A 12,431-nucleotide genomic window follows, 5' to 3' on the forward strand; every position below is an offset into this window, starting at 1 on the left:
CGACGCCAGGAGGCCATGCCATGTACGAGCAGATCCGCACCAGGTCGGTCCACTCGATGGCCGCGCCGCGCCCCGACGTCCCGCACCGCAGCCGCGAGGAGGAGCTGGACAGCCAGCTCGCCGGCTACCTGACCGCCCTCCTCACCGTCACCGACGAGCTCGGCCTCGACGAGGCGGCGCGGCGCGTGCTGCGGGAGATCGTCCGGCTGCGCGGCACCGAACCCGTACGGGCCGCCGCGGTGGACGACGCCGGACACCGTGCCGGACTACACCGCCGGGCCGCCGCCGCCGCGGCGCGCGCCCTCGTCGTCGCCGAGTCCCGCGCGGACGCGGCGGCCACCGAGGTGCTGACGGAGCGCCTGGCGGCGCACACGCGGGCGCTGCGCGAGGGAGCCCAGCTCACGGGCGCGCACTGACCCGCAGCGCGCACCCCCGCGCGGAGCGGCCGGCGCACCGGTCCGCGCCCCGCCCGGCGAACGGCCGTACCAGCAGCCGGAATTGGAGCCTCCGGTTCGTTACCGGGATGGGTACTTCACCTCCCGTACACCCGAACCCGCCCGGAATGTGGAGTTCCGAGAGCACGCTCCCCCTGTGAAGACACGCATCCTGGGAATCGTCCTTGCGGTGGTGCTGATCGGTTGCGTCGCCTCGGTCGTCGTCAACCACCACTCCGAGGACGCGAAGGACCCGGCAACGAAGACCGTGGTCCAGGTGCAGGGCGTGATCGGGTCGGAGAAGGCGGACTTCTTCGCCGATCCCGCCGTGCGGAAGGCACTGGCGGCAGAAGGCTTCTCGGTCAAGACGGTGACGTCGGGCTCGTGGGCCATGCAGGACCAGCCGCTCAAGGGCGACGACTTCGCCTTCCCCTCGTCGCAGGCACCGGCCGACGCGCTGGCGCGGCAACTCCATGTCACGCGCGAACTGCCGCGGCCCTTCTACTCACCGCTCGTCGTCGTCGCCACCCACGCGGCGGCGCAGGTCCTCGCGGACAACGGCCTCGCCACCCTCGACGCGGCCCACCGGGGCACCCTGAAGATGGGCGCCTATCTGAAGGCCGCGGGCCGTGGCACCAAGTGGCAGGACCTCAAGGGGACTTCGTCCCACGCGGAGCTGCGCGGCACGCTCACCATCACCTCCACCGACCCCGACACGTCCAACTCGGGCGCACTGCTGCTCGCGGACGCCGCCTACGTCGACAGCGGCGGCAGCGTCGTCACCGACCAGGCCGGCCTCGACCGCACGGCGCCCCTGCTCAGGAAGCTCGTATCGGCGCAGGGCTCGCAGAAGTCCAGCTCCGAGGAGCCGTTCACGGACTTCATCAGCGGGGTCGGGACACCACTCGTCCTCGCCTACGAGTCGCAGGTGGCGGCGCTGCTCCTGGCCCACCAGGACCCGGGCGACCTGGTGACGCTGTACCCCGACACCACCGTCAGCAGCGACCACACGATCGTGCCGCTGACGCCCGAGGGGTGGCGCTTCAGCGCCCTGCTGAGCGGTGACCCCGCCCTCCAGCGCCTCGAAGTGCGGCACGGGTTCCGGCCGCGCGCGGCGCGCGCCGCGTTCGACGAGGCCACCGCCGGCGACGGCGCGTACCTCAACCGGTCGCTCTCCGGGGTCGTCCTGGCACCCGTGCCCACCAGCGACATCATCCGGCGCATGGCCCGAGCGGCCACGTCCTGACACCGGGCGCCAGGACGCCCGCGTCCCGGCCGCGGTGTCGCGGCGGCCGGGACGCGGCACCGACGTCCACCCGCGTACGCGCATCCGCCGTACGCCCACCGCACGTCCAGGGGGACCCCTTGTCCACTCAGAACAGTACGGAGGTCAGCAGCGTGCCCAGCGACGCCGGAGAGTTCATCCTCACCCCGCCCGATCCCGTGCCGCCGGTGCGCACCGAGCAGGCGTCGGGGCTCGTGCCGCTCGACGCGTCCGTACGCGAGGAGATGGAGCGGCGGGCCGCCGAGTACGTCTCCTCGCTGTCCACGCTCGACGCGCGCTCGCCCGAGTTCACCGCCCGCATCGGCGAGATCGCGAACCTCGGCGCGGGCGACATCCGGGGCGCCGCCCAGCAGTCCAACCGGATGCTGGAGCGGACCGTGCGCTCCCTCGCCGGCGGTGACGTGGACGCGCAGGCCCGGGTGGGCAGTTCACTGGTCGAGCTGCGGCGCACCGTCGAGGACCTGGACCCGCGCGACGGCGCCGGCCGGGGCCGCCGGTTCCTGTCCAGGCTGCCCGGCGGGAACAGGCTGCGCGACCATGTCGCCAAGTACGCCTCCTCGCAGGCGACCCTGAACAAAATCGTCGGCTCGCTGCGCGGCGGCCAGGACGAACTGCGCCGGGACAACGCGGCGCTGCACACCGAACGCACCCGCCTGTGGGAGACCATGGGCAAACTCCAGGAGTACGCGGTGCTCACCGAGGCGCTGGACGCGGCGGTCGAACGGCGCGTCGACGCCGTCGCCTCCACGGACGCCACGCTGGCCGACGCCCTGCGGGCCGACGTGCTCTTCCCGGTGCGCCAGAAGCACCAGGACCTGCTGACACAGCTCGCCGTGTGCGCGCAGGGCTACCTCGCGATGGACGTCGTACGGCGCAACAACGACGAACTGATCAAGGGCGTCGACCGGGCCGCCACCACGACGGTCTCCGCGCTGCGCATCGCCGTGATGCTCGCGCAGGCGCTCCAGAGCCAGCGCAAGGTCACCGAGCAGGTGACCGTGCTGCGGGCGACGACCGAGGACCTGATCCGGGGCAACGCCGAGATGCTGTCCACGCAGAGCGGCGAGATCCAGCGGATCGCGGCGGACCCGGCGGTCGGCGTGGAGACACTGCGGGCCGCCTTCCAGCAGATCTACCGGACGCTCGACGCCATCGACACGTACAAGGTGCAGGCAACCGAAGCCATGGCGACGACCGTCGAGTCGCTGAGCGGCGAACTGCGCACGGCGCGCACGCACCTGGAGCGCAGCCGCTCGGCCAACGCACTGGAAGGCGGTACGCGCTGATGCGCACGGGATCCCCGGGCCCGCGATCACGTCGTACCGGGCCGCTGCGGGTGCTCGCCGCGTTCGCCGTGACGCTGCTGGCGGCGACGGCGTGCACGTCCGGCGGCAGGGGCGGCGCGGACGGCCGCGTGCCGGTCCGCGCCACCACGCCCGCCACCTACCACCAGGGCACACTGCGGGTCCTCGCCTCCAGTGAGCTGTCCGACATGGCGAAGATCCTCACCGACGCCCGCAAGGCGACGGGCGTCGATGTGAAGATGACGTACTCCGGCACGCTCGACGCGGCGGAACTCGTCGCGGACGGCGGTGCCGACGGCCGCTACGACGCGATCTGGCTGTCCTCCAACGACTACCTGCGGCTCCTGCCGGGCACCGGCCCGAAGATCACCGACGAGACGCCCGTCATGTCCTCACCGGTGGCCATCGGAGTCCGGGCCGAGGACGCCGGCCTGCTCGGCCGCCCGGCGTCGGACGTGACCTGGTCGGACGTCTACGACGCGGTCACCCGCCGGGGACTGACGTACGGCATGACCGACCCGGCCCGCTCCAACTCCGGCTACGCGGCGCTGATCTCGGTCACCTCCGCGCTCTCCGACGCGCAGTCCGCACTCACCCAGGCCGACGTGGACCGCACCTCCGCGAAGCTCACGTCCTTCTTCTCCGGTCAGAAACTGACGTCGGGGTCCTCGGGGTGGCTGGCGAGCGCGTACCGGCGCGACGGCTCGGTCAACGCGATGATCAACTACGAGTCGGTGCTGACCGAGCTGAACCGCACCGAGCACGCCGGGCTGAGCGTGATCCGCCCGAAGGACGGCGTGGTCACCGCCAACTACCCGTTCACCCTGCTGACGTCGGCGCCCCAGGACGCCCGCACCTCGGCCGACGCGCTCACCGGCTACCTGCGCACCCCGGCGGTCCAGGAGCGGATCAGCCGGCAGACCTACCGGCGGCCGGTCGTGCCCGCCGCGGCCCCGGCCCCCGGGCTCGGCACGGACAAGCGGCGCGAACTCCCCTTCCCCGGCTCGCTCGCGGTGGCAGGCGGCCTGCTCGACGCGTACGAGAACAAGCTGCGCCGCCCTTCGCGCACGGTCTACGTGCTCGACACGTCGGGCTCGATGGCCGGTGACCGGCTCGCCCGCCTGAAGAGGGCACTCATCGGCCTGACCGGTTCCGGGACGGGCGGGGGCGGTGCGGGCGGGGGCGGTGCGAGCGGCGACGGTGCGGGCGGTGCGGACGACGGCTTCCGGGACCGCGAACAGGTGACGCTGATGCCGTTCGGCACCACGGTGAAACAGGTGACGACCCGCACGGTCGCCCCGGCCGACCCGACGGCGTCGCTGGCGGTGCTGCGCTCCGACATCGGCCGGCTCACGGCCTCCGGGAACACGGCGGTCTACGACAGCCTGGAGGCGGCCTACGCACACCTCGGCCCGGGCAGCGCGAACACGTTCACCTCGATCGTGCTGATGACGGACGGCGAGTCCAACGCCGGTTCCCCTGCAGGGCGGTTCGACACGTTCTACGCGGGACTGCCGGCGGCGGGGCGCTCCACGCCCGTCTTCCCCGTCGTCTTCGGCGACGCGGACCGCGCGGAACTCCAGCACATCGCCGCACTCACCGGGGGCCGGCTGTTCGACGCGACGGGCGGCGACGCGGCTCTCGACGGCGCCTTCGAGGAGATCCGTGGCTACCAGTGACCAGGACCCCGCGGACCCCGGCCGGGTCGTCGGCTACCTGGAGTCCGGCAAGAACATCACGGGCTGCGCGGCGGGGCTCGTCGGCGTCGGCCTCGGTGCGGCGGGCCTCGCGGGCGCCTTCTGGCCTGCCGCCGTGGTGGGCCTTTACGCGGCGGGCGCGCTGATCTTCCCGCCGAAGCGCCCCACGGCGCCGGTGTTCACCGCGGACGCCACGACGGACGAACTGGACAGCGCGCGGGCGGACTTCGCCTCGTTGCGTACCTACCTCGCGGAGGTGGAACTGCCCGCGGGGGCACGCGCCACGGCGGACGAGCTGACCGAGGTGCTCGGCATGCTCCTCGAACCCGGGTGGGTCGGGGACGCCCTCGCCGGGGACCCGGAGGCGGTGCACGTGCTCTCGCGCGCGATCCGCCGCGACGTGCCGGAGTCGGTCGACTCGTACGTCAGGGTCCGCTGGTGGACGCGGCTCCAGCCGGGCGCGCAACCGCCCGAACGCCATCTGGAGCGGCAGCTCACCCTGCTGCGTGAGGAGGCCGGGTCCCTCGCCGCCGCCCTGCGCGAGAGCGAGTCGCGGCGCCAGCAGTCCCACACCCACTACCTGGAGAGCCGCCACCGGGAGCCGGGCGACGGCCTGCCGCGCGACGCCTGAACCCCCGCCGTGACGGGACCCGTTGCGCACCGCCGTGCCTGCGCCGGGCCCCCGCGCGGTGGGCCCCGGCGCGAGCTGCCGCCGGGCCCGCCCGCGTCAGGTGCCCTCGTTCCCGCGCAGTTCCTCGACGGCCACCCGCGCCGCCGCGCCGATGACGGCGTCGGCGCGCGGGAGCCTGGCGTCGGCGCGGGCGGCCTGCGTGAAGACCACGGCGGTGTAGGCGCTGCCGTCGGCGAGTTCGACCACGCCCGCCTCGTGCCGCATCGCGCCGAAGGTGCCCGTCTTCCCCGACACCCGCACGTCGTCGTAGGGGAAGCCGGACGCGAGCCGGTGGTTCCAGGGCTGCTTGCCCATGACGTCCCGCATGAAGCCGCAGCTCTCGGGGGACGCGGCCCGGCCGGTCCAGACGGCCCGGAGCAGCCGGGCCATGTCCTCCGGTGTGCTGGACGCCTTCGACAGCGGGTCGTAGACGCCCTCGGGGACGGTGGCGTCGTTGTCCGCGACGCGCGCCATCGCGGCCGCCAGCGTCCCGGCGCCGGTCTCCGTCACCAGCCGCTCGAAGGTGCGGGCGGCGCCGCCCCGGATATCGGTGGCGGGCATACGGAAGAGGCGGCACACGTCCTCGACCGCCCCCGCTCCCACCGCGCGCAGCACCGCGTCGGCCGCCGTGTTGTCCGAGATGCTCATCATCAGGGCGACCAGGTCGCGCAGCGACATGGTGACGGCGTCCCGCAACAGGGACAGACCCGTCGGGCCGGGAACCCGGTCCGCCGGGTCGAGGGTCAGCCGAAGCGCCGGGTCGAGCACCCCCTCGTCCACCAGCCGGCAGAAGGCCACCATCAGCGGCACCTTGTAGAGCGAGCCCACGGGGACCGCCTCGCCGGGATCGAGGACCACCCGAGCGGCGGGCCTGCGCACGTCGGCGACGTGCAGCCAGCCGCGGACCCCGGCGTCCGCGAACAGCCCCCGCAGGGTCCCCTCCACCCCGCTCCGCCGTGCACCGCTCATGCCGCCGCCTCCCGGGTGAGCGCCTCGGCCAGCGACCGGGCCGCCCGCTCCGTCTCCTCGCGCGCCGCCCCCCGCGCGTCCCACACCACGCGCAGCCGCAGGGGCAGCGGCGGTTCGGTGGCACGCGTCCGTTCGACGCCGTCGGCGGACAGGGTGCCGTCCGCGGTGACCAGCGTCGCCGCGCCGGCCGCCACGAGCGCCAGCCCCGCCCGCTCGTCGGGCACCACCACGGTCTCCACCCGGCGGCCGCGACTGGCCAGCGCGTCCACGAACAGGTCGTAGGCGGCGGGCGCCTCGTCCCGGGGCCGTACGGCGACGGGCAGCGGCCGGCGCGTTCCCCCGGGCGTAGGCGCCGGGGTCAGCAGCCAGGTCGGGAAGAGTTCGACCGGCCCGGCGGCCAGCCCGTTCAGTACCGCCGGATGCCGGATCACGGCGAGGTCGAGGCGGCCCGTCGCCACCCGCGCGAGCAGAGTGGCCGTCGGAGCCGTCACCACGCCGACCCGGCCAGGCCCCCCGGCGCGCACGGGTGCGGCGGCCAGGCCCGCCGCGAGCCGCGCGGGCACCTCGGGGGCCACGCCGAGCCGCAGGCGCGGGCCTTCGGCGTGCTCACGGGCCCCGATCTCGCGGAGTTCCGCCATCGCTGCGAGCGCCGTGCGGGCGTGTGGCAGGAGCCGCTCGCCCTCCTCGGTGAGGGTCACGCCCCGGCTCCGGTCGAAGAGCCGCACTCCGAGCAGCGCCTCCAGCCGGCGCAGTCCCTGCGACAGCGGCGGCTGGGTGATGCCGACGCGCTGCGCGGCGCTGCCGAAGTGCCCTTCGTCGGCCAGGGCGACAAAGATCTCCACGTGCCGTTCGGTGAGCAACCGGCCTCCCGCGTGCGGTGATACGTCCTGCGAATGGGTGGGGCTGCCAGAGCATATTCGACATGGGCCCTCGGCGCGGATTGACTGCGGGGCACGGCCCGTGGACCACGGGCGACGTCCGGTACCGACGCCCCGGACCGCCGTGTGAGGTCCGCCCGGCGGTGCCCGGTGCCCAACGCCCGGGTCCGTCCTGGTGATGACCGGCCGTCGGCGCCCCGCCGACCGCCGTCACCCAGTCGACAGGAAGCGAGAACACATGACTTCGGCAACCGCACCCGCCTCTTTGTCCCGCCGCGCGGTCCTGGCCCTCGGGACGGGCGCCGCGCTGGCCGCCGCGCTGACCGCGAGCGGCGGCACGGCGTACGCCGGTACCACCACCGGGACCACCGGCCCCGCCGTGCCCCCTCCCCTGCGGGCCGGGGACGCGGTCGGCGGGCAGTTGAGGGCGCTCGAACGTGAACACGGCGTACGCCTCGGCGTGTTCGCCCGCAACGCGCGTACCGGCAGGACCGTGGCGTACCGCGCCGACGAACGCTTCGCGATGTGCTCGGTGTTCAAGACGCTCGCGGCGGCGGCCGTCCTGCGGGACCTGGACCGCGACGGGGCGTTCCTCGCCCGGCGGATCCACTACACGCAAAAGACCGTGACGGACTCCGGGTACGCCCCGGTCACCGGCGAGCCCGAGAACCTCGCCCACGGCATGACCGTCGCCCACCTGTGCGCCGCGGCCGTCGGCCAGAGCGACAACGCGGCGGGCAACCTCCTGCTGCGCGCGCTGGGCGGACCCACCGCCATCACCCGCTTCTGCCGTTCCCTCGGCGACCGGCGGACCCGGCTGGACCGGTGGGAGCCCGCGCTGAACTCGGCGGAGCCGTGGCGCGTCACCGACACCACGAGTCCCCGCGCGGTCGGGACGACGTACGGGCGCCTCCTGCTCGGTGACGTCCTCGCGCCTGCCGGCCGGCGGCTGCTGACCGGCTGGCTGATCGCGAACACCACCGACGGCGAACGGTTCGGGGCGGGCCTGCCCGGGGACTGGACCCTCGCCGACAAGACCGGCGGGGGCGACGCGTACGGCGTGGCGAACGACGTCGGCGTGGTGCGGGCGCCCGGCGGGGCGCCGCTGCTGCTGTCCGTCCTGTCGACGCAGAAGCGCGTGGACGGGCCGACGGACAACGCGGTCGTCGCGCGCACCGCCACGATCGTGGCGGCGGCGCTGACCTGAGGCCCCGCACCGTGCGCGGCCGTCCGCTCCCGCGGCACGTGGGCCCGCGCCGCGCACGGAGGAACGCACCCTGCCGCACACCACACGCCGTGTACCGCCCGCTCGTCACCGGGCGGGCGGTACACGGCAGTCCGGGCCGTACGCGGCGCTGCGGGCAGCCGCCCGTCAGCGGGTGTCGGCGACCAGCCCGGCGGGAGTGCCCGTGGGCGGCGCCTCGCGGCGGTGCTCCCGCTTCGGCAGGATCAGCAGTGAGCCCGCGCCGATCACGGCCAGGACCGTCATCACCACGAACCCGCTGGAGAAGCTGCCCGTGGAGCTGACGATGAAGCCCATCACCGACGGCGCGACGATGCCGGAGAGGGCGAACGACGCGTCGGCGAAGCCCGCCGCGACACCCGGCTGCGAGGGTACGGCGTCGATCGCGGCGACCCACCAGATGCCGCCCGTGACGAAGCCGAGCCCCACGCCGATCGAGATGAAGGTGACCGACACGGTCAGCGACGGCGACGTGATGATCGGGACGAGCGCCGCGCCCGACAGCAGCAGTGCCACACCCATGATGGTGAAGCGGGTGCGCGGGCTGCCGGTGCGGGTGAAGACCCGGTCGGTGATGAAGCCGCCCAGGAGCGCGCCGACCACACCGGCCGCCCACGGCGCGACCGTGAAGAGGCCGACCGCGGTGATGCTGAGGCCGTACTGCGAGGAGAGGTAGTCGGGCAGCCAGTACATGAAGCCCCAGAACATGAAGCCCCAGGCGAAGTAGCCGATGGCGATGATCCACAGGTTCCGGCTGGTGAGCACCGGGCGCCACTGGACCCGTACCCGGGCCGAGCGCTCCTCCTCCCGCTGCCCGTCCGCGATGTACGCGCGCTCTGCCGCCGACACCTTCGGGTGTTCCTGCGGGGTGTTGCGCAGCAGCGCCCAGGCGATGACGAACCAGAGCGCGCCGAGCCCGGACAGCACCCAGAACATGCCGCGCCAGCCGACACCCGCGATCAGCTGGGTCACCACCGGGCCGCCGATCAGCAGCGATCCTGCGACGGCGACCCCGCCGACCATGGCGAGGGCGCGGCCGCGCTCGTGCTGCGGCAGCCAGCGGCTGACCGTGCGGGCGGCGGCGGGGAAGCCGGGCCCCTCGCCCGCGCCGAGCACCACACGCGCCGCGAACAGGCCGGCGAACGTGCCCGAGACCGGGGTGATCGCGGTGATCACCGACCAGATGGCCACCCCGATCAGCAGGATGCGGCGGGCCCCGTACCGGTCGACCAGCGGGCCCGCGAGGAACGCGAAGACCATGTATCCGATGGAGAAGGCGCTGCTGATGTACCCGTACTGGGACTTGCTGATGCCGAAGGACTTGGTCAGCGGACCGACGGCGTAGCTGACCGCGCTCCTGTCGATGTAGTTGATGACGATGAGGGCGACGATCAGGCCCAGCGTCGTCCAGCGCACGCCGGAACGGGTGGATCGCGTGGTGCTCATGGGTTCACCTCACACAGGTGGGATGGGAGGACTGCGGTGCGTCATGTGCCGGTCACCACCGCGGACAGCGCGCGGGTCAGACCCGCGGTGTCCTGAGCGCTGCCGATCTTCCAGACCTCGTCGGCGAGCTCCTTCACGGCCGTTTCCGCGCCGGCGCCGAGGGCGTTGGCGAGGAACTTGGCGGTGAGTTCGTCCGCGTCCAGAGGGTCTTCGGGGCTCCCCCTGTTGACCATGACCCGTTCGGTCATGGTGGTTCCGTCGTCCAGTTCGGCGGTGAGGACCGCGGGGAACTGGTGCGGGAACGTGGCCGTGCACTCCTCGTCGGCGACGCAGGTCACGCGCGCCGCGAGGGCGAGGCGGGCGGGATCCGCCGCCGCCTCGTCGGTGAAGTCCTGGTGGAACACGCCGAGTCCGGCGCCGGGCGCCGAGGGGTCGGCGAGGAGTCCCGCGGCCACGGTGTAGGGGCCGCTGAACGCCGCGTGGTAGCCGGACCGCGGGTGCGCCTTCTCCGCCGCCGGCTCCGCGATGGTGCGCAGCACCGGTGCGGGGACACCGAGGGTGAGGGCGGTGATCCGTGCGGGGTCGACGCCCCGCCTGCGCAGCCGCATCGCCGCGTCGACCCCCGCGTGCGTGAAGTGGTTGCACGGGTACGGCTTGACGAACAGCCGGGACAGCTCCCAGCGTTCGCCGAGGCCCTCGGTGACCGCGGCGGCCACGAGGTCCGGGTCGAACCGGTCTCCGCAGAACGCCTGGAAGAAGCCGAACCGGCCCTCCAGCACGGTCGGCGGTCCGGTCAGCCCGAGCCGCGCCATGTCGGCGGCGACCACCCCGGCGTGCGCGGCCCAGCCGCAGTGCACACGCTTGACGGTGCCGCCGGTACGGTTGGCCTCGATGATGCCGGACCCCATGCTGGCGGCGATGCCGATGGCGTCGCAGATCCCGTCGGCGTCCAGGCCGCGCAGCATGGCGGCGGCGACGGCCGCGCCGATCGCGCCGCAGATGGCGGTGGCGTGCAGGCCCCGGTCGAAGAAGACGGAGTTGCCGAGTTCCTCGTCGTACTGGGCCATGCCGAGCCGGCAGGTGACCTCGATGCCGACGGCGGACGCGGCGAGCAGCGCGGCCCCCGACGCGCCGACGGCCTCGGCGGTGGCGAGCGCGGCGGGCAGCACGGACGCCGAGGGGTGCAGCACCGACGGCAGGTGGGTGTCGTCGAAGTCGAGGCTGTGCGCGAGGGTGCCGCCGAGGAGGGCGGCGGACGGCGCGGGCAACCGTACGGGCGAGCCGATGGCGGTGGCGGTGGGCGCGCCGCCCCACTCGGTGACCAGTTCGCGGACGGCCGCGCCGGGCCGCTCGTCGAGGGCGGCGAGACTGTTGCCGAGCAGGTCGAGCAGGTGCCCGGTGGTCTTCTCCGCGAGGTCGGGGCGCAGGGTGGCGCCGCGTACGGCGACGGCGAAGCGGGCGAGGTGCTGGGCGGCGGTCGGTGCGGGGCCCGGTGTGCTGGGGCCGCCGTGCCCGGCGGTCGTGTTCGTGCTCACGTTGTTCCCCCTGGGCTCGTTCTCCGACGCGGTCTCTGCGGTGGACCCTTTGTCCCCGGTGGGCGCGGGCATCAGGCCACCACCGCCAGGGGACGGATCGGGGAGCCGGTGCCGCCGACGATCCGCAGGGGGGCCACCACGAAGAGGAACTCGTGCTGCCCGAGGGCCGCCAGGTCCTCCAGGGCGAGGTGCTCCATGATGTAGATGCCGTGCTCCACCAGCAGCACCCGGTGCACGGGCAGCACACTGTGGCCCGCGCCGGGCGGGATCTGCTCGCACGCGGTGGTGTCGCAGCCGACGGCCCGTACGCCCCGCTCCGCCAGCCAGTGGCCGGCGTCCTCGGTGATGCCGGGCACGCCGGACTCCTTGCCGAGGTACGCGGCCGGGTCACCGAAGTTCCGCGCCCAGCCGGTGCGTACGACGGCGACGTCGCCCGGTCGCGGCTCGGCCCCGCCCTCGGCGGCGGCCTGCTCCAGGTCGGCGGCGCTCACCCCGTACCCGCCCGGCAGGGTGTCGACGCCGTGGGCGGCTGCCACGTCGAGCAGGACGCCGCGGGTGATCATGGCGGGCGTGTGCTCCGCGCCGTGCTCGCTGAACGCGCCGCCGGACTGGGCCTCGGCGGCGTCGACCCCGCCGTGCAGCTTGCCGTTGTGGCTGACGTGCGACAGGGCGTCGATGTGGGTGCCGACGTGACCGCCGGTGATGATCACCTCGTTGGACGCGGACCCGCCGTCGGGGCGCACCATGTCACCGTGGCGGCGGGCCAGGGTCATCCGGAAGCCGGGGTGGTTGGGCGAGCACGGCATCCCGGTGAACAGCGGCTGGCCGAGCTCGACGATGTGCGCCGCCTCGGGCAGCGCGGCGAGCAACGGGTTGGCGGACTGCCGGACTTCGGGGGTACGCGGAACGGAGGTCATGGCCTGCCTTGCCTCGGGTCTGGTGGGGGTGGGGCCGGGTGCGGTGGCCCCGG

General features: G+C 74.1%; 11 protein-coding genes. 6 read left to right on the forward strand and 5 right to left on the reverse strand.

Going from position 1 to position 12,431, the window contains the following annotated elements; genetic code table 11:
* The first annotated feature begins 20 nt into the window (after positions 1–20).
* The 5 genes from OG310_RS12295 to OG310_RS12315 all read left to right on the forward strand — a co-directional run bounded on the left by OG310_RS12295 (position 21) and on the right by OG310_RS12315 (position 5,351).
* Complete coding sequence (locus OG310_RS12295; RefSeq protein WP_329455922.1) at positions 21–416, forward strand: SCO4983 family protein; 396 nt, start codon at positions 21–23, stop codon at positions 414–416.
* 175 nt (positions 417–591) lie between these two features.
* Complete coding sequence (locus OG310_RS12300; protein ID WP_329455923.1) at positions 592–1,680, forward strand: hypothetical protein; 1,089 nt, start codon at positions 592–594, stop codon at positions 1,678–1,680.
* A 119-nt stretch (positions 1,681–1,799) separates the two neighbouring features.
* On the forward strand, positions 1,800–3,005 hold the full coding sequence (locus OG310_RS12305) for a toxic anion resistance protein (RefSeq protein WP_329455924.1): 1,206 nt from the start codon (positions 1,800–1,802) through the stop codon (positions 3,003–3,005).
* Positions 3,005–4,702, forward strand: coding sequence for a substrate-binding and vWA domain-containing protein (locus OG310_RS12310; RefSeq protein WP_329455925.1), 1,698 nt, complete (start codon positions 3,005–3,007; stop codon positions 4,700–4,702). Before OG310_RS12305 ends, OG310_RS12310 begins: the two co-directional genes overlap by 1 nt.
* Positions 4,689–5,351, forward strand: coding sequence for a hypothetical protein (locus OG310_RS12315; protein WP_329455926.1), 663 nt, complete (start codon positions 4,689–4,691; stop codon positions 5,349–5,351). The genes OG310_RS12310 and OG310_RS12315 overlap by 14 nt, the downstream gene beginning before the upstream one ends.
* Positions 5,352–5,447: 96 nt before the next feature.
* On the opposite strand, the gene OG310_RS12320 is transcribed toward OG310_RS12315, so the two are convergent.
* Together OG310_RS12320 and OG310_RS12325 are read right to left on the reverse strand one after the other, a co-directional pair.
* Positions 5,448–6,359: a serine hydrolase gene (locus OG310_RS12320; RefSeq protein WP_329455927.1), complete on the reverse strand. Its 912-nt coding sequence runs from the start codon at positions 6,357–6,359 to the stop codon at positions 5,448–5,450.
* Positions 6,356–7,201 (reverse strand): LysR family transcriptional regulator, encoded by an 846-nt coding sequence (locus tag OG310_RS12325; protein WP_329455928.1) that lies wholly within the window; start codon positions 7,199–7,201, stop codon positions 6,356–6,358. Before OG310_RS12325 ends, OG310_RS12320 begins: the two co-directional genes overlap by 4 nt.
* A 274-nt stretch (positions 7,202–7,475) precedes the next feature.
* On the opposite strand from OG310_RS12325, the gene bla reads away from it, so the two are divergent.
* Positions 7,476–8,444, forward strand: a complete 969-nt coding sequence (bla, locus tag OG310_RS12330) for a class A beta-lactamase (protein WP_329455929.1) — start codon at positions 7,476–7,478, stop codon at positions 8,442–8,444.
* A gap of 165 nt (positions 8,445–8,609) precedes the next feature.
* Here bla and OG310_RS12335 read toward each other — a convergent pair whose 3' ends face one another.
* The 3 genes from OG310_RS12335 to OG310_RS12345 all read right to left on the reverse strand — a co-directional run bounded on the left by OG310_RS12335 (position 8,610) and on the right by OG310_RS12345 (position 12,378).
* Positions 8,610–9,926 (reverse strand): MFS transporter, encoded by a 1,317-nt coding sequence (locus OG310_RS12335; RefSeq protein WP_329455930.1) that lies wholly within the window; start codon positions 9,924–9,926, stop codon positions 8,610–8,612.
* Between the two features lie 41 nt (positions 9,927–9,967).
* Complete coding sequence (locus OG310_RS12340) at positions 9,968–11,461, reverse strand: MmgE/PrpD family protein (RefSeq protein ID WP_329455931.1); 1,494 nt, start codon at positions 11,459–11,461, stop codon at positions 9,968–9,970.
* Between the two features lie 71 nt (positions 11,462–11,532).
* Complete coding sequence (locus OG310_RS12345) at positions 11,533–12,378, reverse strand: cyclase family protein (protein WP_329455932.1); 846 nt, start codon at positions 12,376–12,378, stop codon at positions 11,533–11,535.
* Positions 12,379–12,431: the final 53 nt, after the last annotated feature.

The organism is Streptomyces sp. NBC_01497 (assembly GCF_036250695.1).
In the GTDB taxonomy this organism is placed as follows: Bacteria; Actinomycetota; Actinomycetes; order Streptomycetales; family Streptomycetaceae; genus Streptomyces.